We start from the raw sequence: 21580 nt of genomic DNA on the forward strand, positions 1-21580 counted from the left end.
GCTTGCTTGATATTATTAGATGAAATGGAGCCTATTCGCATTACCGGGAAGCGGCTGCTTTCTTCACACCGCTGATGCGTCCGCCATGCTGAACGGCAAGCACGTCTTGGCCAATGAGGGTCGGCAATGGAACGCCTTTGTAATGAACGGAGGCCAGTGTTCGTCCGGTGTCCGTCTCCAATGTTAACAGATTGCCATTCTCCAGCCTTATATAGGCGATGCCATTATCCCCGAGGGACCATTCGGACACCCCCGATTCAAACACGTAGGTTTTGTCCGGCTCGGACTTGGATCGGCTATCCATCGGAAAGCGGGAAACAACGGCTTTCTTTTGATTCTCATCATACTTTTCAATCACATAGAAGTAGTTTCCATCTGAAACGACATCGGATGCACTCTGAGCTTCCACGAAATCCACGGGTATGTAGGAATGGGTAGCCATTATTTTTCCGTTGTTCAGATTAATTTCATCGATATTGGCTGCATATCCGGCATCGATGCCTTCGGTTACATCACGCGTATAGAACGACTTGCCATTTGAGAAGAGAATGTCCCGATGGTCTCCATCGGTCAGTGTCCATTTTACTTTGCCTGTCTTGGCGTCGATCCCTTGTAATCCACTAGTAGTCAGGGCGCCATTGATGGTGGTGGATGCGACAAGGATATTTCCCGTTTGGAGTAGATCGTACCCATAGTTGCTGCCCTTCAATTTCCACTTCACCTTACCGCTTGATGCGTTGTAAGCCGTCAGCCCATATTCATCCCCAACATAGATAACCCCGTCGGCTGCATGCAAGCTGAGGCTCACGTAGCTTTCTTTCTTTCCTGGCTGGGATTGTGTTTTAACTTTCCACTGCAGCTTACCGGTAGCGGCATTCAGCTTAATTAGCCGGCCTGTCGCATCTGTAAACCATACCGACTTATCATCCGTTACGGTCTGTGAGACGGCTGCGGCGGGATACGTCCAACGGGTTTTGCCTGCCAACGCGTCAAAGGCAACATATTTTTTACCCACTGTATAGTATAAATTATTCTTAATTAATGTTGCTTGGGTGTTGAGCCGACTTGGTTCTCCCAACGTCTTCGTCCAAATCGGTTTCAGGTTCAAAGTAGACTTGTCCACAACAGGCGCAGCGGCTGCGACATGCTCGGGCCCACCCGACAGAATGGAAGAGACTGGCGATGCGAGAAGAGCCACTGCCATACTTGTTGCGACGAGACGAGAGGCGGTTTTCTTTTGAATAATATACATGGATGTATTCCTCCTATGTCTAAACATACATATAAGACGATTAAACAAGGTTAAAGTTGCATTAAAATGATAAAAAAACCAAAAAATATATGATTAACTCAAAATGGTTATTCGTTTGTTTCTTCTATACCTCAAAATCAAGTGACTAACTCGAACAATTCAACTATAAGTATCGTATCATCGTTCAACTCATGAATGCCGTGCCAATCAGACTTATGATTTTCCTGAAATTGCTTAACGTTCTCTCCATTACCTTCGCCTCGTACCAGTCTTAAGTCCGGGTTCCCGAAAGTGGTTTCAAAAACTTCTATCACCTTAACCTTACATCGGGCATTCCCTTCTTTATCATAGACTCTCAATGTTTTCTTGACGGATTCGTACGTTTCATTTAGCTCCTCTGAAGAATATTCATCTTTTGGAGCGCAGGTCGCTGTTTTTTCGCCTCGCAATATTTGCTGAATCAACGTTTCGCCTAGGCCATTATCATCTTCCCAGCCAAAAATCATCTTATATTCCCTAGAATCAGACATTGTTAACTCTCCTTAAAACTTGTAATTTAAAACTCAATTGAAATGTGATAGTTATATTTTAATTTTAATTTGACCTACAAGTTTTTTCAAGAACTATTAAGTATAGACAGATAATCTCCCCATAGGTCTACAGCATTTCAGCATTGAATAAATATGATATAAAAACAAATAGAAACCCGCCAGTCAACAAGGACAGGCGGGTTTCTAAAGAAATAGCATTCATTTACTTAAATAGAGGCCGAGCTCTGATAACAGTGCACTTCCCACGTACGTTCCCGTGAACACGAAGACCGCAACGATTGCGACGCGCCACGATGTTTTGCGAAGATCAACCAGCCTGTCGGCAACGGAAATGCCGGCAAACGCCAAAATCGGGGTCGTAATGGACAAGAAATTGACGTTGGCGATGGCTTCCACGAACACATCCGAAATCAGGCAGCAGATAAGCGACACGATCGATACCCAGCCGAGAACCGGGAAGTCCTGCAAGAATTTCAGCGGAGCTTTTTTCATGAGTGTCGAGATCAGAACGCCGATGAAGGAAAAAAGCCACAGCACGGCCAAACCCGCTATCGTCCCTAACGTAATATGTCCTTCGCCGTTTTTAATGAATTTCATTTGCTCCGTAAATAAAATAAGACCAACGCTAAGCAGCAGGACGAGGGCGTATTTAGCGTATTTATTCAAACCGGTGCTCATTTCTTCTCACCTCTGACCATTAATTTGTACATAAACCGCTGCAGCGGCACCGCGAGAAATACCATCGTATACGTTCCGAGAAAGCTGGTAAGCAGCTGGCTCGCAGCAGCGTATCCGTTAATGGTCTCCGTCATCTCAGGAGAATGCGCGACTAGCGCGGAAGAAGAGCCTGTCATCATACTGGCCGAGCCGACGCCAGAGGACATGGCTAACGCTTCGATCGAGAAGCCGGCAGCAAGCATGACCGGCGCAAGAATGCTGAAGAACAGCGTGCCGAAGAGGGTGCCTATAATATAGAGGGACAGCACCCCACGGCCTTCATCGGAGTCGAGCGTATATTTCTCGGATATGTAGGCAAGTTCCCCTTCCCTCCCAAGTCCGAGCGTAGCGCCGATGGCTTCCCTTCTCAGACCGAGCAGAATGGCAATTGGAAGTCCGAGCAGAATCGTACCCAAGTTACCGATTTCCTGAATGATGAACACCCAGCCTACTTTTAATATATCTTCAATTCTGGGCGCAACGTCAGCGCCGTATCTCGCCATAAGCGGCAGCATAATGAAGATCAGATACTTGCTGGAGAAACCGACATTCTCCTTGCTGTAAATCTTCCTCATAAAACCTTTCCGGAATATCGACAAGCCGAGCACCATCGTGATCACAATGGCAAATACGAGCGGGAGCAGGCTTATTTTCACGGAGCCAACCTGGATCGACTGAATGCCGATAAATTCGGCAACCGCAATTACAATGAGCACGAATGCAAGCAAATATATATACTGTAGTTTTAACTTCATGCCATGTCCTCTTTTCTGTTTCTTAGTTAGAGCCAACAATCGACGCAAGGAGCTGCTCGTATTCAGCGAATGTACGGCGGTACAGCTTCGATCGGTCGATACGTCCGCTCATTCGCTCCAGAACCTGGGTTAAGAATCTCGGAAACACTTCGTAAATAAACTCGGGATCGATATCTTTAAAATCGTCGCCGTGAATCGTTCCTGTAAAGCCGCTGTATCCGATTTGAATACAAGGCATCATGAAGGCTAGGTCGCCAATGTCTCCTGCTGCGCTGATGGCGTTGTTGTTCCAAACCTTAGAGATCTCCTCGTTATCTTGGAACGCCTCCAGGACGAATTCGGACAAATACCGGTCCTGAACGAACGGCAAATATCCCATCTGCGTCTTAATCTCGACCTCGCCTTGAAGGGCCAGCGCGCTGCCCTTGGCCGCATCATCCATCTTGGAGGCCGCTTCCTTCATGTAGTCGACCGACTGAGTGCGCAAATCGCTGCCCACCGTAATCCGATTGGGAATGACGTTTGTCGACATGTCGGACTCCAGGACGATCGGATTCATCCGGACCTTCTCACTGTCCTTCATTTGCTGCCTGCTCAGGCCTAACGCCACATTGAACAGGGTCGACATGCTGTAGGCATTTTTGGCGGAGAAAGGATCGAAACCCGCATGGGTTGCTTTTCCAGTAAACGTATAATGCTTATATAGGAATCCAGCCAGGTCGCAGTTGATTTCTATCGTCCGTTCCGCAAACTCTCCGCCCATGGCGTGTACGCATAGTCCAATGTCAATATCGTCGAACACGCCGAGTTTCATCGCTTCGGGTTTCCCTCCATAATAGGAGATCTTACCGCTGGCGAGCAGCTCGTCCCTATAGGCGAGATCCAAATACTCCTCAGCGGGAATGAAAATAAACGTTATTCTATAATCAAGGACTTCGTACGCCTTAGATTCAAAATAATGTTTGTATAAAGCCAGTGCGATCGCCACCTGCGTATAATGACCGCAATTGTGTGCCGCTCCCGTCGCCTTGTCTGATCGCCAATGAGTTGGAGCGTATACGGCGTCCAACTCCGCAATAAAAGCGATGTTCAGCGGCTTGCCGCTGCCGAGGGTTGTCCGAAGCCCGGTTGTGCTGAATGATTGCAGCTCGATATCCGGATTAACCTTCTTCAGAAAATCCGACACCGTTTTATTGGTTTTAAATTCCTTGTAGCCAAGCTCAGGGTTATCGAATATGGTTCGTGCTACATCTGCAATTTCTTCGTACTGTTCTTTAAAGTTCATAGCTGCCTCCTTCTTGGTGAAAATAATTCTTATGTTATTTTAGTTTCCTTAGTTATGTCAATAAAAATCACTTTATATTATTTTCCTATAGAAGTGATCATAATTTAATATAACTCTATCCTCCGCTTCATCTTCAATTCAACGGGTTGTTGACTCTTGCTGCCAAAGCAAAAACACCTCCAAGGTTGTCTCCATATCTCATGACATGGTTGCAATCTCTTGAAGGTGTTTTAATTTGTCTCACCTTATGGGGTCAGTCCCAGGGAACCCTTCACGCATTTTTTTTATATATTTCATTCGCTGTATGCCATCGGTCCATGATGCACACATGGGCGAGTTGTTGAAGGATTTCAGTATTACAGGTACTGCACGGCGATGAAGAAGAACATACCGTCCGAATTGAAGTTACCTATAATAGTAGGGGCTCCTTTTTTCTCAAAAACAACGCGGTCAGATGGGAAAGCATCCTTCGTTGCTTCGTATCCGGTCAGATCAAGACCAAGCCAAGCTTCAGCCTGCTCTGTTGCTTGTGCCAACAGCTGCTTTTCGGTGAGCGCTTTGATGCTTTCTTCATATTTATCAATAACATCCTGATCCTTGCCATACAGATCATCTGCTAGGGCTCTAGCGTTCACACTCAGTACATCAAGAGTGTTTTTGTCGATCCCTATCCACGTTCCGAAACCACCGTCCACAAACATGAACTCATACACTTGTTTAGTCCCTTTTTTAATAAGAGAGACATTGGCCAGCTCTCCTTGCTCTACACCTTCCAGTTTGTCGAAAACAGCTTCAGCAGCTTGTTGTACAGAAGAGTCTATCGCATCCAGTTGGATTGACTCGGAGATGTGACTGAGCTTGTCCGCATTGATGTGGTAAGTCAGATTGTCAGTGCTGATGCTAGCTCTGCTAATTTTTCCTTTTGCATCCAAGATAACTTGGCTAAAAGGGTAATTTTTAACGGAATAGGACCATTCCTTCGTGCCGAAGGACTCACCCTTGTTAAGTTTATAGGCAGTGCCTGTTATTTTCTTTAATGTTTCCTCGGCTTTCTTGACTGCCGCAGCAGGTGCAGTTGTTGCAGCTTTTTCAGTTGCAGTAACCGTTGTTCCGAAACTGGCTGCACTTGCCTGTGTTTGATAATATACCATAGAAGTGGCACCCATGATTCCTGCCAGCGCTACGGAGCTGAGTACTTTGTAAACCTTTTTCATAATGGTTCCTCCATATTGTGTGATTTGTTTTACACCTATATGACAATCAAGAACCTGTCGATTGTGACACGGATTATTTTTTTTCTTAAATTTATGCTTTTTGGAACGTTATAGATCCCGATTGCGGGCCCGATGACGGCATCAGCGGCCAAAAAGGGATGCCGGCTTAACGATATCTACTATACGATATATCGTACAGGTTCACTCATTCAGCTCAGTTAGATGAAAAAAACGTATGGTTAGAGGAGACGAAGCACATGGAGCCATGGTGAAACGGTGTAACGACTTATGGACTCATCTAAACATCCTTCGTTAAAAAAAATTCCATTTTCAGGCGATTGTTACGTGTGACTTGTTAGCCTCTTCTTTTCTCTCTAATTGCTTGATATCATCTATAATCATTTCAACTTCGAGATTAACATCTCGATCCCAGCCTAATGCGGATGGTCTGTATCGAGCATTTCATTTTGCTTCATATAATATTCCATAGTCGAGTTTAACCAGTCCTCCTCTTCCCTTGTATATGGTGAAGGAAACTGGGATGCCAGTTCTTCGGCTTCGCTTGTTTCCATTCCGCCGAACGCATACATAGCCTCTTCGCCTACAAATTCCAGCGTTGATTTCATAAAATCCTCAATCAGCTTTTGAACTTCCGGATCGCTTGGTGGTCTTCCGGCCAATCGTTTGACATCCTTAGATAACTGGATATACATGATGTCCAGCTCGATTTGTTCTTCCTCCGATTTATTAAACAAATGATCCACGATTTCCTTGGCGGTTTTGGTTTCCAGCCATTCGCGCTGCACGTCTTCCGTTTGCATGTTGTTGATTAAACTCATGAGAACGTTACTGTCAACCGATCCTTCCTTTTCAAGCAGCTCAATCGTACGATCAATGGCTTGTATAGATTGCTCTATGCGCTCTTTTTCTTCTGCCAGCGCTGTTTTCTGTGCCAGCAGCGTCTCGTTCAAACTGACACCAAATTCGGAATGCTCCATCAGCTCCTTGATCTGCTCAAGGCTGCATCCTAAAAATTTCAAGCTGACAATTTTATGAAGAGCCAGCACATCCTCCTGCCTATACTGACGATGTTTGGAAACCGGATGCTTTATCGGCTTAAGCAGCCCGACTTCATCGTAATAATGCAGCGTACGAACCGGAATCCCCGTTTTTTTCGAAAATTCCCCGATCGAATATGTTCTTACTTCATTCATACCCTCATTTAACCTCCCGGGAACCATTTTATAACAATCGAGATTGTTATACCCATCATAAAACCTACAGTAGGTGGAGGTGCAAGGGGAATGTTCAAATAACAGATGCAGATTCTACCCAGACTGCAGTTAACAGCAGATGACCCCTGTATACCAGGAGTCACCTTATATGGGTTGTCATAGTAATCTTAACAAGGCGACATTAAAATCAGGACATGGTTTCATTTAAAATCGTTTAATCTCGGAATACTCCTTAAATTCATAAATGCCCAGGAATGATGATGCCGACAATAAAAAATAAACGCACCTTGGATGACATGGATCCAACAATGCGTTCGCGCAAATCGAGCAAGAGCAATTCAAGACTTCATCTCTGGGTATTCCTCCATCATATCTATTTCTGATAAACTAATACACAAGTGACCCACAAGAGAATCACTTTTCATAGTGTTCTTCTTGTGGGTCACAACTGTTCAAGATCAATATGACCGATAAGGCTTTAGCTTTAGCATCAACTAGTTACCTAAAGACGACTGATTTCAGCTATTTACTTAACCATGGAAGAGATGAATAGGATGGCAAATCAACTGACCAATCCACATCGGTGAATTTCTTATCTACAATAACCCGTTTTAAAGTCAACTGAGATATGTTGTCGGGTACATCTGTAATTACAAAACCCAAATCATCCCATACACTTCCCCCATCAGCGTTACTACTCCCGCTTCCCTCCGTCCTCACGGTATATGTTTTTCCATTATCATCCAATGCGATCCACTCATCTCTGGTTGCTTGGTTTTTATAAGTTCCTTTGCCGCTGAATCGTAGTGATGTTTTACCCGTGGATGATTCTTGTTCAAATTGATGTTCTTCGATCGTTATCGTATCTCCTTCATCTTCAAAGACAACAGGTGTTTTAGCCAGCTTGCTTAGATCAATTTCAACGGCTGCTTCTTTGTTTATAGGCAGGCTGTATTCATCCACCACAAATCGGATGTTCTTCAACTCTGGAGAAACGGTAGATGTAAACCACGTGTTGGACCAGCTTACATTGCCATTTTCTTCAACCACGTCTTGCAATTGAATTTTAGTTGCATATGAACCGTCCTTTTGGCCAAAGTATTTATTGCTCTCTTTTCGGTCATCTGTTTCAAGATGATACCAGATATTCATATAGTCTCCCCAATTTTGTACAGCCATTTTATCTAGTTCGTCGTTTAAGCTTAGGTTTATGTCGATGCGCATGCCATTGGGAATCGTTCTAAAACATTTTTACGTAACGAAACAACCAATACGGATATTTCTCCATCTAATAGAATGAAAGTCAACATTAAGAGGCTTCTCAGCCTCGAATACAAAGGAGTCCTTGAAGTGATTACAGAAACATTGGTCAACCAGGCGAGAGATGGTGATAAAGATTCATTTATTCGATTGTTCGAGAGCATGGAGCTAGATATGTATAAGATGGCTCGATCGATGCTTCTACGAGATCAGGATTGTCAAGATGTTATGCAAGAGACGACTCTTAAAGCTTATCGGTCCATCGATTCCCTTCAAAAGCCGGAGTATTTCAAAACCTGGGTGTTCCGGATTTTAATTAACGAATGTAATGCCTTGCTCCGCAAGCAGCAGAGAAGGAACGAGACCATTACAGATGATCATGAAAATAATGCGGTCGAATGTGCAACATTGGCCCAAGAGTATGAACACATAGAATTGTATGAAGCCATTGAAGAGCTGGATGTCTCATTGCGGATGGTTGTTTCACTTTATTATTTCCAGGACATCCCTGTAAAAGAAACAGCCTCCATTCTTAACTTGTCGGAGACAGCCGTTAAATCCCGGCTTTATCGTGCACGCAATCTATTAGCTCAAGCACTCTATATTACCCCTAATAGAGAAAGGAAAATGAACTATGGAACAATTAGCTGAATTGGAAAAATCATTAAAAAAAGAGTCCAAACTGTTGGATAAGATTACAGAGGTACCTAAAAATATTCGTGACAACCAGCAGCAAACGTATGCTCAGCTCGAAAAAAAGTCTCTCACATCCCCCACTCTTCATATCCGCCGCAAAAAAATCCGCTATACAGCTGGAACTGCTACCGCTGCTTTAACTTTGGGGGTAATCGTTTTTTGTAGCGGGTTTGTCTCCCCCGTTATGGCCGACAAACTCAGCCAGATCCCTGTAATCGGCAGTATTTTTGAACGCAGCAACGATCAAGGACTTCGAGCAGCAAGCCACCTGGGGTTAGTACAGGATACCAACAGCCAGGATACTCACGATGGAGTAACTGTACGAGCGAGTGATGTTATCTATGACGGCATCCGATTAAGTTTAGGTTTACAACGGGAAGGACGCTCATTTGAAGGTTCCTTTCAGGGCGTCCAACTGGACGCAGACGGTCAACCTCTAGAGAATGGAAAGGGTGGTGTCGTATGGAATCCTGAAAACACGATGGGTCAAGGGCGCATTGCCGAAGTGCTTATAGACGGCAAACCTATGAATCCGGATAAAAGTGACCCCGATGCATTTAAACGAAGTATCGGATATACGATGAGCACCGGTCCCGACCAGGATTCAATGATATTAACTTTTGCGAATAACAACGCTGTGGAACATGGTGTGGCACTGCCCGACGAGTTCATGATGTCTTTGACAATGGAAATCACAGGGATTCATGAACCTTTCCAGATCGATGTTCCTGTCAAAAAAGATACAAGCCATACTTCCGTATACAATCCAGGATTGACCAAATTGCATGAACACCTTGCAATTACCGTTAACAAAGTTACCGTATCTCCGGCAACTACACTCATTCAAATCACTACTCAGAATGAAGGCACAATTTCGTATGCATACCTTAACGACCAAAAAGCACTGGCCTTGGATCATGAATTTTATGATGACCAAGGGAATGAGCTGGAATTTGTAGGTGCCCAGGGCTGGGTTGATGATGACTCATCGCCAACCCATTACAAACAAGTTCAGGATTATCTGAATGGACCGATTTCTGAGAATGTAAAGTATTTGGTCGTGAAAACGTTGAAGTACAAAGTGGATGCCAACGGCAACAGTGTAGTGGATGAGCAAGGGGATTTTGTTAAAGAGAATATTCCGGAATTGGAATTTAAGATCCCTCTTCAGAAGTAGATTATAATTCAAGATATATGGAGGAAGGAGCAGATAGTATTTTGACGCGCACCTATTCCTCCTCCTTCTCCTCCCTCCAGCCGGATGAATTACGGCCAAAGTGTGCAGCAAGGCGAATTCCCTTGGCGTCAACTTAATCTCGTCTTCCGCAACCGTGACCCGATGGGAAGCCGCATTGATGATCAATTCATTGATCCTGATCTCGTTCTCGTCCTGAAGCATCCTCTTGTTAAGATGCTTATATCTTCGAAGCTGAGATTTAACGCGGGCGATCAGCTCAAGTGGGCTGAAGGGCTTGGTGACGTAGTCGTCCGCTCCAATGCTGAGACCGGTGATCTTATCAATTTCTTGGCTTTTGGCCGACAGCATGATGATCGGCGTGTTGTTCTCTTCCCGGATTTTCATGCACGTCTGAATCCCGTCCAACTGCGGCATCATGACATCTAAAATGATCAGATCCACCTTATGTATCCTTATAATTTCAAGAGCCTGGTGGCCGCTATGGGCGTAGAGTAGCGTATAGCCTTCATTTTTCACATAGATTTCCATCAGTTTAATGATCGCGATTTCATCGTCCACCATCAGTATGGTTACTTCCGACATGGCTCCTCCTTAAAGAACTGTTACTAAACGCTATAGATAAACGCCGTTCCCTTCATCAATCGAATGGGAACGGCGCTTGCTAGATATTGATGTTTGAAATGGAGCCTCTTGACGTTACCGGGAAGCGACACTTCAGCTCATGTTACTAACTCGAACAATTCTACTACAAGTATCGAATCGTCACTCAACTCATAGATGCCATGCCAATCCGACATATGATTTTCCTGGAACTGCTTTACATTCTCTCCATTTCCCTCGCCTCGTACCAGTCTCAAATCCGGGTTCCCAAATGTGGTTTCAAAAACTTCTTTTACCCTGACCTTGCATCGGGCATTTCCTTCTTTATCATAGACCGTCAGTGTTTTCTTGACGGATTGATAGGTTTCTTTTAGTTCCTCTGCAGAATATTCCTCTTTTGGAGCGCAGGTCGCTGTCTTCTCACCACGTAATATTTGCTGGATCAACATTTCACCTAGGTCATTATCGTCTTCCCAGCCAAAAATCATCTTATATTCTTTAGAATCGGACATTATTAACTCTCCTCACAATCCATTTCATGCGATTTTGAAACTTGCGATTTAAATCTTCACGGAGAAACCACGAACATGTTGAAGTCCAGCACCAAAATGTTAATGATTTAAACATGATCATATGTTATTTTAGTATGACTGATTAGTTTTTTCAAGAACTATTAAGTATTAATCAACACTCTCTGGTAGGTATCTTCATTACAAACATTCTTCAAAGTCAGTTAAAAAACAACAGGCAACCTAATAAGGACTGCCTGTTGTTTCTCTATTAAAGGAACTAACTTAACCTTCAAGTGTTATTGTGGCATTAAACTTGAATTTGTCAGGAAAGGCTTTACTATTACTCCAGCCTGTTGATGGCTAGAGTCCTTTCAGAGCCGTGAAACCAAGGGTGCCCCGCGATTCATAGATTGCGGGGCACCCTCTTTTTTAGGCAATAAGTTTCAGTATAGAATTACTTCACAGGAACGGTCATTTCGAGTTCTTGAATATAGTTTTTGACAATCTCACCATTGCTGTCTAATTTGAATTCGCCGTGTGTTGCATTTGGCTCCTTAAATTCAGGTGTGAACGTTTTGATTGTAATCGACTTCGCGTCTTTATCCAGAGCATCAAGAATGAAGTCGTAATAGTAATCGCCGTTGGTGTTATTCTCGTCGGTACCTTTTCCAGAAATCAGGTCAAGCTTGTTTCCTTTGTCATCAACAAAATCATGGAGGATCGTTGAATTTTTTTCTTGTCCTGTCAGGACGAGCTGAAGTCTTGAAGAAGTAGACGTTGCATGGACTTGTTTTAGCGTCATGCTCAGGTTACCTGATTTTTTGGTCAAGTTAGGCTTCATAACAACCGGATTGCCCGCGCTTTTTTGGATCGGAATCTCCAGCGTATATGGTTTGTCTACACCTTCCAGGCTGATTTTGGCCGTGACCTTAAACTTGTCCGGGAAAGCTTCGAGGTTGCCGCCAAGCTGGGAAGCATCCGAGATAATCATAAACGCTGAATCCGCATTTGCACCCGGTTTTGTGCCTAAGCTCGGTCTCTTGGCTAATTCTCCTCCACCATACTCGTAAATGGATTTACCGTCGATGAAGACTTCCATATTATTGATGGCGCCTTTCTCCTGGACATACTCTTTAGTCTTTTCATCCCATTTCCCACCGGTAATACTGCCGGTAAGTTCTTTACCGCTTCGTTGAAGCGCAATGCTGACATAGTTCCCGTCATATAACGCCTCAGACACTCCCAGTGTGATGCCACCTTCGGTAACGCTGGCTATGGTTTTGGATACGTTCTGTGTTGAGCTGCTCGTGGATACTTGGGCTTTAGTCGCGGTTTGGCTCGCGGCTTGAACGGTCCCCCAAGCTGCACCGCCTAAAATCATACTAGCCAACGCCACAGAACTCATCACTTTATACATTGTTTTCATTGTTAATTCCTCCTCATAAATGTTCTATTTCACAGAAACTGTCATTTCAAAGTTTTTCATGTAATTTTTAACGATCTCGCCATTACTGTCCACTTTATAACGACCGGAATCATCATCCATGTACTCCGCTTTGTACGGTTTAATTGTAAATGACTTTGCATTTTTGCCGAATCCATCAAGGAGAAAGTCGTAGTAGAAATCACCATTCTTGTTGTTCTCGTCCGAACCATTACCGGAGATCATGTTAAGTTGGTTGCCTTGATTATCGACAAAATCATAATTAATGTTCGAGTTCTTATCTTGACCCTTCAGTATGAGTTGCAGTCTTGTGGAAGAAGATGTGAGGCTAACTCTGTTCAATATCATGCTTAGGTTACCTGATTTTTTGGTTAAGTTAGGCTTCAGGACAACTGGCTTGGTTGCGCTTTTTTGGATCGGAATATCCAGACTGTACGGCTTGCTTACACCCTCCAGGGTGATTTTGGCCGTGACCTTGAATTTGTCCGGGAAGGCTGCTATATTTCCTCCAAGCTGGGAGGCATCCGTTAAGGTAATGAGCGCAGTGTCCGAATTGGCGCCTGCTCTCCATTGTACGCTTGGTCTTGTTCCCATGCTATTACCAAACGTTTTTGTGGATTTACCGTCAATCAAGATATCTAAATTACTGATGGCGCCCTTCGGTTGAATATACTCGTTGGTCTTACTGTCATATTTCCCATCGGTAATCCCGCCGGTAAGTCCTTTGGCGCTCCGTTTGACAGTAATGCTGACATAGTTGCCGTCATATATCGCCTTTGATAATCCAAGCGTAATGCCGGATTGGGTCACACTGGCTGAGTTGGATGCTTTTTGTGCGGAACTGCTCAATGCCGTGTTCTTCACCGTTGTTTTTGCGGTGGCCGCTTCAGCGTTACCCCAGGCAGCACCGCCTAGCAGCATGGCTGCTAGTGTCGCAGAAGACATGACTTTATATATTTTTTTCATAGTGATCTCCTTGGATATTTCCTTTTATGGTTAGTTATTGGTGACTGTCATACAGCTTTTCTAGGCTTGTGCGGTCTACCGGAATGGTGATCTCCAGATCCTTAAGGTACTTCTTGACAATTTCTCCATTGCTGTCGACTGCAAATAATCCGGAATTGGCCGATGGGTCTTGAAATACAGGCATGAACGGCTTGAGCGTAATGGTATCTGGTGCATCTTCAAATCGGTCAAACATCATTTCCGTATGATATTGTCCATCCTTGTTGTAGATACCCATGCCAGCTACCAATCCCAGCACCCTCCCACGATCATCCCATACCTCGTACGACAAATTTTTATGGTCTATTTTTTCCGATTTGCTGCTTGGCTCAATATTAATGATAAGGTCTGTCGTTAATGGAGTGAGTTTAAGCTGCTCGAGAGTCAATTTAAGACCGCCCCACTCCCTTGTCTCTTCAGATGGTACAACGATCTGGTCTGTGCTTTTATGAACAGGAAGATCGATGATAAATGGCTCTTCAATTCCTTCAAGCGTGATTTTGGCTGTTAAAAGGAATTGATCCGGCATGGTTAGAGCCCCTTCGCCCAGATGGGAAAAGGCAGTTAATTGGTATAGCATCGCATTAGGATCCGAGGTTGGGTTCCCCATTAAACCGGGTCTTTTACCTCCGCTATAGTCATAAAGTGAGGTACCGTCTACAAACATCTCGATATTCGTTATGGCACCTCTTTGATATAAATGCTTGATATTTTCGCCTTCCTGTACGATCTCATAGTCCGATATGCCACCAATAAGTCCATTGCCCTCCCGCTTAACTGCCAGGGACAAACGGGATCCGTCATACACAACCTGAGGTATTCGGATGGTCACCCCTTCATGGGTAACGCTGGCGTTCGGGTCTGCTACCAGCCCGCGTTCCTCCGCTGTCTGAAGTCCCAGGTCACTTGCAAGCTTAAAGATGCTGCCGACAAGTGGAATATTCTTTAATGACTCCGCCATAATCGGGGATACAAACGCGCTGCTCATCACCCCAATGATGGCTGCGGCCGCTGTTGCTCCCACAAATCTGCGTATCTTTTTGGAGTGGTATTGATGATCGGTTCTGGTTTGCATCGGAAGGTCGGCCAAGGAAGCATAGACCTCATCCTGATGACGGCGAATGATATCCGGAACCTCACGCCGTAGCTCCTTCCCGGTCTCCCGAAGTTCTTTATCCAAGTCAAAAGGATTCATAGGCCAGCTTCCCCTTCCGATTTTGTTTTACTTGATCAGACAGAATTCCCCGTGCTCTGTGAAGACGTGCCCTTACGGCTCCATCCGAAATATCTAGCACACTTGAGATTTCCTTAATGGGCAAATCTTGAAAATAAAATAAATGGATGACGATTCGAAGCGATTCATCTAATTTTTCTACCGCTTCACGAAGATCAAACTTGTGGCTGTCTTCGTAATAGTTGGATGCTCGTGTGTGCTCCGGCACTTCAGCCATGACCACGATTCGTTCTCTGCTCCGAAGCAACTGATTGCATTCATTAATTAGAATCCGAATCACCCAAGTTTTAAAATACTTCGGTTTTTGTAATGTAGATAAAGATTTATATGCTTTAAGTGTTGTTTCCTGAAAAGCATCCGCACAATCTTCATCGCGTTTCAGAATGGACTTCGCCAAGCCGTACAGTTCGGGTTCCAGCCTCCGGAAGAGCTGGATAAACGCTTCACGATCTCCTCGCTGTGCTCTCTTGACTTCATGCTCCAATTCTTGCACGATATTCATCTCCTTTTGAGGGCCCTCTATAAGATTAGATGGACGAGTATACTGAAATGTTATATTTCTCGATAAGAAACTTGATGGATACCCGTTTGACACAGAATACGTTCATCGTTACTATTATAAATGACTTATTGGTTTTATTAAAAACCATTAGTTTAAGGGGCGGAATATCGCGGCAAATTTACGATATTGGAGAGAGCAATACTCCGCTCCGCAAATCTTCTTGCAAAATTTTAAAGAAAGTAGGTTCACCATCATGTCAGATCCATCAACTATTATCCGTAACGCCTCAGAAGAAAGACCTTTTACGATCAAAGACATTATTGCTCCACTACTTGCCGTCATCATCGGTACCTTCATGGTCCTGTTGGACAGCACGGTCGTTAATGTCGCCGTACCTACGCTAGTTCAATATTTTGATAGCCCCTTACACACCATTCAATGGTCGATAGCCGCCTATACGCTTGCTTTGTCAGCGGTTATCCCTCTCGCCGGGTGGATGTCAGACAAATTTCAGCCCAAGCGGGTGTTTCTAATGTCCATTGGATTGTTTACGCTCGGATCGGTGTTATGTGCTTTTGCCCAGACAGCCGAGCAATTAATCGCCTTCCGGGTTATTCAGGGAATGGGTGGCGGCATGGTATCGCCGATTGGTATGGCGATGGTGTATCGCCTAGCACCTCCGGATAAAAGAGGTTCTATTATAGGAATGTTTGGAATTCCTTTACTGCTCGCGCCAGCGCTTGGCCCCGTCATTTCCGGATGGTTGATTGAGTTTGTCAGCTGGCAGTGGATATTTCTGATCAATCTCCCCATTGGAGTAATCGGGTTATTCGTGGGGTTAAAACATCTACCTTCCTTTCCAGAAAAGGAAGCTCCGTCTCTGGACATTGTCGGCATGATTCTTGGACCATTAGCCTTTGCGATGATCACCTTTGGAGTCAGTGAAGGAGGGGTAGACTGGACTTCTGCCAAGACTTTATCCGGTCTTATCATTGGTGCGATAGCGCTTGTTCTTTTCATATGGTCTTGCTTGAGACAAGAACAACCTTTGCTTGAGCTGCGTGCATTCAAATCCGTTGATTTTACACGAGGTATTATCATTTCCTGGATCATGCAAACCGCCATGTACGGCTCGGCACTTCTCTTCCCGCTGCTTCTTCAACAGATTAGAGACTTTACACCGCTGACGACAGGGCTTATCCTGCTTCCTCAGGCGGTCGGTTCCATGATCTTTATGCCTATGGCAGGCAAATTATTTGATAGAGTTGGAGCGCGTCCCCCACTTCTGGCCGGGATGACATTAATGACGGTAGCCTTGTTTACGATGTCCTTTGTTCGAACCGACACTTCGTTAGCACTCATTATGGGCGTATTATTTTTAATGGGTTCCGGTATGGGATTATCGATGATGTCTTTGAACACGCATGTATTAAATGCAACACCAAAGAACCTTGTAAGTAGAGTTACTCCACTCACAAGCGCTTCACAGCAGGTAATCGCTTCATTTGCCGTAGCCGGCTTCACGGGGTACTTGTCCTCTCAGATGACATCAAACCTGCCGAGTAACCCTGTTGGAACCAACGCTCTGGAATCCCATGCAGCATCCTTTGCGGACACCTTTTTCCTGGCTGCTTGCATTGCATGTATAGGTCTAGTTCTTAGTTTTTTTCTTAGAAAACCAAAACAAACAACTAACAACTAATGCACCATTAAAAGGAGGTACTGAATTGAAACTCTATCTTCATCCTAAAATGCTGCTGTCAGTCACTGTCCTCTCGGTCCTTGCCTCATGTATTGTTAGTTTTTATTGTTCTCCAGACATTCCGATCCATTTTAGCGGAGGACACGCGGACCAGTTTGTGAACAAATATATTGGACTATTTATTATACCGGCAATAATGCTCATTACGCTTTTCATCCACAGGATTTATAACCAGGCTGCCTGGCTGATCTACTTTTTGACTTGCCTGCATCTTTTTATCTTGTACAGCGCTTTGGTTTATTAAAGTTACCTTGAGCAGCTAGCAGATTTCAAACTATTAAACAAAAACAATAATAACCGTTAAACATAGGAGGAACTTTCTTGAGATTCGGAGAAATGGTTATCATTATTTTCATTATCGTATTAGCATTAGCCACCATTTGGGGACAAAAGACAAAAAAAAGCTGGCTGATTTACTCGTTAATCGCTTTATACGCGGTAACGCTTGTACAGATTATTGTAGGAGATTGCCGTTGGCAAATGATTCCTTGTTATGCGGCTTCGGTTATCCTTACGATTTGTATCATTTTTAGAAAAAACAACAGAAAACAACGCCCCAGAAACAGGAGATATTTCATAGCCTCGTTGTGGACCACAATGTTGATCCTCTACACGTCAGTCATGGTCGCACTCCCTGTCCTACTGCCTGTGTTTAGCTTCAATCAACCCCAGGGGCCCTATTCTATAGGAACCACAGTATACCACTTTATTGACAAGGAACGGCCTGATGAATACTCAGCCAATCCAACGGACAACCGGGAGCTGATGGTACAGCTCTGGTATCCTTCCGACCATGGAGCAACGGAAGCAACCGAATCTTACATTCGCGATGTATCAGCTATTACGCAAGGTCTCGAACATGCGTTGTCATTCCCGGCTTGGACGCTAAACCATCTAGGTCTCGTTAAGACTCATGCTTATAACCATATCCATCTGTCTTCAGCCGAGCAGAAATATCCCATCTTGATTTTCTCGCATGGTATGACGGGTTTCCGTAATCAGAATACCTTCCAAGTTGAAGAGCTGGCCAGCTATGGTTATATCGTCGTAGGGATCGACCATCCCTATGATGCAGCTGCAACGGTATATCCAGACGGCCGAGAGATTTTGATACAAATGAATAATCTCTCAGGTTTTGAAAAGCTTGACGCGCACATGCCATTATGGACCGAGGATGTATCCTTTATTTTGGATCGACTCGAACAATTGAATAAACAGGATGAACAGAACCTTTTTACCGGCCGTCTTGATTTAGACCGAATCGGCATGTTCGGACATTCTTACGGCGGGGCCACCGCTGCCCAGATGTTAATGAAGGATGCCCGGATTAAAGCTGCGATCAATATGGATGGAACCTTATATGGAGACCCTATGCCTGTCACTGGACTAACGAAGCCATATTTACAGATGAATGGTGAAAAGAGCATCGATAAGGCCGTATTCGACAATAAACTGGATCAAGCAATAGCCCAGAGTGATAAAACTAAAGAGGAATACGAAGAATTTTGGGAAGAGACCGTGAGACGGCGCACGAATGCGCTGCAGGGAGGCGGATATACGATGACGATACCGCATACTTCCCATATGAGTTATACGGATTTCCATCTATTTTCCCCGTTATTGCCTAACCCGGGAGAAGATCCGAGATTGGTTCATCGCATCATTAATGAGGTAAGCGTTACTTTTTTTGATCAGTATCTAAAAGGTACCCCGAATAGCGATATGGATCGACTCGCGGAGAAATATCCCGATATCGAATGGGTTCATGATTAAGTACTTGTTCAAAGTGTCTGGATTAGTTCCTAAAATCACGATATGATCAATATGTATTGTCGAAAGAATATGATCGCCGAGGAAATCGGTAAGTGCTTTCTGGCATGGGTGTGTATAATATCCATGTATCCATAAATATGACCTGATTCGGTGTTGTTTTGAATCCGGCTTATGTGTATATCGTTAAGGGGGCTGCTCTATGAGCTTGTTAAAGGAAAAAATATTGCAATCGGCCATTCGTTTTTTTGCTGAAAAAGGATACCAGGCTACGTCGATTCAAGATATCGCGGATGATTGCAGCATTGCAAAAGGCTCAATCTATAAATTCTATGGCTCCAAAGAAGAACTGTATATCAGTATTCTGCATAAACGCCAGCAAGATATGATTGATGCTGTCGAAAGAATCCGCAAAAGAGAATTGCCCAAAAGGGAAACATTTCTTGAGGAGATCGCTTACCAGTTCGATTTTTTCATCGAGCATGGTTATTATATTTCGCGTGATCATAACGAGCTTCCACCGACGAACAGTGATAAGATAGGTTCTGTCATCCATCAGCTCCAAATGAATATGTTTCGGTATTACCAAGATATTTTGCTCCGTCATTATGGGAATGCGATATCCGAATGGAAATGGGATGTCACGGCCATATTCAATGGGCTGATCCGTGAGTATACCTTTCATGTATTGTTTGGGTTCAAGCCACTAGTTCAAAAAGAGTTAGCTGCTTTTATTGCCGAACGAATGGATGATCTCGTGCAGGGACTAGCACAACGTTCTCCCCGTCCCTTGCTCACCGATGAACTCATGAAGGAATATTCCATGATTAATTTAGAAGCACTTACTTATACACAAGAGATACGAAGAACCGCATTGATGGATATGATCGAGTCCATAATCCCGGATCTGTCAATTACGAACTCCAGAAAAAAAGATTTGTCTGAGGTAGCGGCAATGCTGCGGGAAGAATTCATCAAAGAACATCCAAGGAGCTTCCTAATCCAAGCGCTGCTGCGGGATCTATCCTCAGAGATTGAGCTTGGCTTTTACACCAGTCAGCTGCAGCAATTAATTCGGGACAACAAAATAGATTAGTGTTTGACCAACTGATACTATCCCCTCAAAGTAGACGCTCGAAAAAAGTCTTATGTTATCATGAGAAGCGAGCAACTTGGAGGGGATATTTTTATGGCTAAGAAGGGCCCCGTTTTTCAAGCCCTGATCCGAATGGAGCACGGGCTCTGAGACGTCTCTTTTTCGTCCATAGCTCGGCGGTGTCGACGTTGGAATGGGGCCGATCTCGAATATGCGCACCGTCGACGTTCGAATGGAGAACCGAACTCGTATATGCGCACCGTCGACGTTCGAATGGAGAACCGAACTCGTATATGCGCACCGTCGACGTTCGAATGAAAAACCGAACTCGAATATACGCACCGTCGACGTTCGAATGAAAAACCGAACTCGAATATACGCACCGTCGACGTTGGAATGGGGGCGCCGATCTCGAATATGCGCACCGTCACGTCTGCATCGTGTGGTAACAGACATTGGACAGATCGAGCGTTGGTCTACCTCATTCACAGGCCTCTGATGTTGTTTACAAAAGATCGGGACTTTGAATCGATCCGATGTACTCGTATCGATATATCTTGCCAGCAGTACCTGTCGGTATTGCTCGGAACTTGCCTTGTTCCACCAGTTTACGGCAATACTTGATGACCGTTTGCTTGTGAATCTCCAGTTCTTTCGCTGCTTGCGGAGGGCAAATGATACGATCATGCCGGATGGCCATTCGCATCAGTTGACGCTCGATTTTTCCGAATCTTCGATAGACGGTTCCGCTCTCATCTTGGATTGCCGCAAGATAAGGGGCTAAAATGCTCCGTACCATGGCCAGCACGAACGATGGATTTTCTTTCATCTCATCCAATGAAATGGAGATTACGTAACATTCTTGCGATTGCAGGAACAACCCTCGATTTAAATCCAATCGATATTTCGAACGATCTTTGCCATGCGAACCATAATCCATGATTTCAAATACGAACCGGAGCCCACCCACGATCCAAATAAAGTCCACAAAATATGACCGTCCTCTCCAGTCCTTCACCTCATATTCCGGATGCAAACCCGTAAAATGTCCCATGAGCGTCCACCATATTTTTTCTGCAAACATGCGATTACCGTACCCATGCCCCCTTCTCAGTGCATCTTTCCGCTCCCCGCGGCGGTTCGACAAGTGTTTCTTTATCCATTTTTCATGTTCGATTTCAAAACTCAATTCCAATGCCCCTCTCTAAAGGCAGAACAAAAACGCCCCGACTTCGCTTCCGCTCTGGAAGAAAGTACGGGGCGTGCTTCGCCGCGCTGATTATAATTATGTATATCTTAACTAAATCGCTCCCAGGTTGCAAGGAAATGAGCCAAACACGCCATCATTGAATTTTGGAAGATTTTTCGTGCAAGTTTCCTTCGGTGATCGCTTCACGATGGTTTTTTGAACGATTTTTCGTGCAAATTTCCTACTAGTATCGCTTCATGCTCGTTTTTAGATGATTTTTCGTACAAAATTCCTTCCAGGATC

19 protein-coding genes and 1 pseudogene are annotated in these 21580 nt (G+C 44.4%); 5 read left to right on the forward strand and 15 right to left on the reverse strand.

Features of this window, described 5'->3' with window-relative positions:
• Positions 1-40: 40 nt before the first annotated feature.
• The 8 genes from MKY48_RS25430 to MKY48_RS25465 all read right to left on the reverse strand — a co-directional run bounded on the left by MKY48_RS25430 (position 41) and on the right by MKY48_RS25465 (position 8161).
• On the reverse strand, positions 41-1252 hold the full coding sequence (locus MKY48_RS25430; protein WP_339291554.1) for a PQQ-binding-like beta-propeller repeat protein: 1212 nt from the start codon (positions 1250-1252) through the stop codon (positions 41-43).
• A 137-nt stretch (positions 1253-1389) separates the two neighbouring features.
• Positions 1390-1782, reverse strand: a complete 393-nt coding sequence (locus MKY48_RS25435) for an ASCH domain-containing protein (RefSeq protein WP_339291555.1) — start codon at positions 1780-1782, stop codon at positions 1390-1392.
• A gap of 219 nt (positions 1783-2001) precedes the next feature.
• On the reverse strand, positions 2002-2481 hold the full coding sequence (locus tag MKY48_RS25440; RefSeq protein ID WP_339291556.1) for a hypothetical protein: 480 nt from the start codon (positions 2479-2481) through the stop codon (positions 2002-2004).
• Complete coding sequence (locus MKY48_RS25445; protein ID WP_339291557.1) at positions 2478-3275, reverse strand: DUF3100 domain-containing protein; 798 nt, start codon at positions 3273-3275, stop codon at positions 2478-2480. Before MKY48_RS25445 ends, MKY48_RS25440 begins: the two co-directional genes overlap by 4 nt.
• A 22-nt stretch (positions 3276-3297) precedes the next feature.
• Positions 3298-4560, reverse strand: coding sequence for a M20/M25/M40 family metallo-hydrolase (locus MKY48_RS25450; protein ID WP_339291558.1), 1263 nt, complete (start codon positions 4558-4560; stop codon positions 3298-3300).
• Between the two features lie 356 nt (positions 4561-4916).
• Positions 4917-5774, reverse strand: a complete 858-nt coding sequence (locus MKY48_RS25455; RefSeq protein ID WP_339291559.1) for a hypothetical protein — start codon at positions 5772-5774, stop codon at positions 4917-4919.
• Positions 5775-6208: 434 nt separating this feature from the next.
• On the reverse strand, positions 6209-6988 hold the full coding sequence (locus MKY48_RS25460; RefSeq protein WP_339291560.1) for a MerR family transcriptional regulator: 780 nt from the start codon (positions 6986-6988) through the stop codon (positions 6209-6211).
• A 543-nt stretch (positions 6989-7531) separates the two neighbouring features.
• A complete protein-coding gene (locus MKY48_RS25465) occupies positions 7532-8161 on the reverse strand; it encodes a hypothetical protein (RefSeq protein WP_339291561.1) in 630 nt (209 codons plus the stop codon).
• A 198-nt stretch (positions 8162-8359) separates the two neighbouring features.
• Between MKY48_RS25465 and MKY48_RS25470 the strand changes: the two genes are divergently transcribed.
• On the forward strand, positions 8360-8920 hold the full coding sequence (locus MKY48_RS25470; protein ID WP_339291562.1) for a sigma-70 family RNA polymerase sigma factor: 561 nt from the start codon (positions 8360-8362) through the stop codon (positions 8918-8920).
• Entirely contained in the window at positions 8904-10142 is a 1239-nt protein-coding gene (locus tag MKY48_RS25475) for a DUF4179 domain-containing protein (RefSeq protein ID WP_339291563.1), read from the forward strand. Before MKY48_RS25470 ends, MKY48_RS25475 begins: the two co-directional genes overlap by 17 nt.
• A 90-nt stretch (positions 10143-10232) precedes the next feature.
• On the opposite strand, the pseudogene MKY48_RS25480 reads toward MKY48_RS25475, so the two are convergent.
• From MKY48_RS25480 to MKY48_RS25505, 6 genes and pseudogenes are all read right to left on the reverse strand, one after another.
• A pseudogene (locus MKY48_RS25480) lies at positions 10233-10745 on the reverse strand (response regulator transcription factor); the annotation flags it as partial.
• A 137-nt stretch (positions 10746-10882) separates the two neighbouring features.
• The gene (locus tag MKY48_RS25485; protein ID WP_339291564.1) at positions 10883-11275 is read right to left on the reverse strand and encodes an ASCH domain-containing protein; all 393 of its coding nucleotides are present in this window, start codon (positions 11273-11275) and stop codon (positions 10883-10885) included.
• Positions 11276-11729: 454 nt separating this feature from the next.
• On the reverse strand, positions 11730-12701 hold the full coding sequence (locus MKY48_RS25490) for a DUF5643 domain-containing protein (RefSeq protein ID WP_339291565.1): 972 nt from the start codon (positions 12699-12701) through the stop codon (positions 11730-11732).
• Positions 12702-12725: 24 nt separating this feature from the next.
• The gene (locus MKY48_RS25495; RefSeq protein WP_339291566.1) at positions 12726-13685 is read right to left on the reverse strand and encodes a DUF5643 domain-containing protein; all 960 of its coding nucleotides are present in this window, start codon (positions 13683-13685) and stop codon (positions 12726-12728) included.
• A gap of 34 nt (positions 13686-13719) precedes the next feature.
• The gene (locus MKY48_RS25500) at positions 13720-14919 is read right to left on the reverse strand and encodes a DUF4179 domain-containing protein (protein ID WP_339291567.1); all 1200 of its coding nucleotides are present in this window, start codon (positions 14917-14919) and stop codon (positions 13720-13722) included.
• Complete coding sequence (locus tag MKY48_RS25505) at positions 14906-15460, reverse strand: sigma-70 family RNA polymerase sigma factor (protein ID WP_339267195.1); 555 nt, start codon at positions 15458-15460, stop codon at positions 14906-14908. Before MKY48_RS25505 ends, MKY48_RS25500 begins: the two co-directional genes overlap by 14 nt.
• A 253-nt stretch (positions 15461-15713) precedes the next feature.
• Between MKY48_RS25505 and MKY48_RS25510 the strand changes: the two genes are divergently transcribed.
• The 3 genes from MKY48_RS25510 (at position 15714) to MKY48_RS25520 (ending at position 20088) form a co-directional block, all read left to right on the forward strand.
• Positions 15714-17162, forward strand: coding sequence for an MDR family MFS transporter (locus MKY48_RS25510; protein ID WP_339267197.1), 1449 nt, complete (start codon positions 15714-15716; stop codon positions 17160-17162).
• Positions 17163-17543: 381 nt separating this feature from the next.
• Positions 17544-18995 (forward strand): alpha/beta fold hydrolase, encoded by a 1452-nt coding sequence (locus tag MKY48_RS25515; protein ID WP_339291568.1) that lies wholly within the window; start codon positions 17544-17546, stop codon positions 18993-18995.
• 199 nt (positions 18996-19194) lie between these two features.
• Positions 19195-20088 (forward strand): TetR/AcrR family transcriptional regulator, encoded by an 894-nt coding sequence (locus MKY48_RS25520; RefSeq protein ID WP_339291569.1) that lies wholly within the window; start codon positions 19195-19197, stop codon positions 20086-20088.
• A gap of 505 nt (positions 20089-20593) precedes the next feature.
• Here MKY48_RS25520 and MKY48_RS25525 read toward each other — a convergent pair.
• Complete coding sequence (locus MKY48_RS25525) at positions 20594-21277, reverse strand: hypothetical protein (protein WP_339291570.1); 684 nt, start codon at positions 21275-21277, stop codon at positions 20594-20596.
• Positions 21278-21580: the final 303 nt, after the last annotated feature.

Origin of the sequence: Paenibacillus sp. FSL W8-0187 (assembly GCF_037969755.1) — a bacterium.
In the GTDB taxonomy this organism is placed as follows: domain Bacteria; phylum Bacillota; class Bacilli; order Paenibacillales; family Paenibacillaceae; genus Paenibacillus_AQ.

Excerpts from the sequence above, each read along its gene's own strand:
- MKY48_RS25495 (WP_339291566.1), bottom strand. The coding sequence starts at position 13,685 with ATGAAAAAAATATATAAAGTCATGTCTTCTGCGACACTAGCAGCCATG.
- MKY48_RS25475 (WP_339291563.1), top strand. The coding sequence starts at position 8,904 with ATGGAACAATTAGCTGAATTGGAAAAATCATTAAAAAAAGAGTCCAAA.
- MKY48_RS25440 (WP_339291556.1), bottom strand. The coding sequence starts at position 2,481 with ATGAGCACCGGTTTGAATAAATACGCTAAATACGCCCTCGTCCTGCTG.
- MKY48_RS25430 (WP_339291554.1), bottom strand. The coding sequence starts at position 1,252 with ATGTATATTATTCAAAAGAAAACCGCCTCTCGTCTCGTCGCAACAAGT.
- MKY48_RS25485 (WP_339291564.1), bottom strand. The coding sequence starts at position 11,275 with ATGTCCGATTCTAAAGAATATAAGATGATTTTTGGCTGGGAAGACGAT.
- MKY48_RS25490 (WP_339291565.1), bottom strand. The coding sequence starts at position 12,701 with ATGAAAACAATGTATAAAGTGATGAGTTCTGTGGCGTTGGCTAGTATG.
- MKY48_RS25455 (WP_339291559.1), bottom strand. The coding sequence starts at position 5,774 with ATGAAAAAGGTTTACAAAGTACTCAGCTCCGTAGCGCTGGCAGGAATC.
- MKY48_RS25435 (WP_339291555.1), bottom strand. The coding sequence starts at position 1,782 with ATGTCTGATTCTAGGGAATATAAGATGATTTTTGGCTGGGAAGATGAT.
- MKY48_RS25520 (WP_339291569.1), top strand. The coding sequence starts at position 19,195 with ATGAGCTTGTTAAAGGAAAAAATATTGCAATCGGCCATTCGTTTTTTT.
- MKY48_RS25505 (WP_339267195.1), bottom strand. The coding sequence starts at position 15,460 with ATGAATATCGTGCAAGAATTGGAGCATGAAGTCAAGAGAGCACAGCGA.
- MKY48_RS25500 (WP_339291567.1), bottom strand. The coding sequence starts at position 14,919 with ATGAATCCTTTTGACTTGGATAAAGAACTTCGGGAGACCGGGAAGGAG.
- MKY48_RS25460 (WP_339291560.1), bottom strand. The coding sequence starts at position 6,988 with ATGAATGAAGTAAGAACATATTCGATCGGGGAATTTTCGAAAAAAACG.
- MKY48_RS25450 (WP_339291558.1), bottom strand. The coding sequence starts at position 4,560 with ATGAACTTTAAAGAACAGTACGAAGAAATTGCAGATGTAGCACGAACC.
- MKY48_RS25445 (WP_339291557.1), bottom strand. The coding sequence starts at position 3,275 with ATGAAGTTAAAACTACAGTATATATATTTGCTTGCATTCGTGCTCATT.
- MKY48_RS25465 (WP_339291561.1), bottom strand. The coding sequence starts at position 8,161 with ATGAATATCTGGTATCATCTTGAAACAGATGACCGAAAAGAGAGCAAT.
- MKY48_RS25510 (WP_339267197.1), top strand. The coding sequence starts at position 15,714 with ATGTCAGATCCATCAACTATTATCCGTAACGCCTCAGAAGAAAGACCT.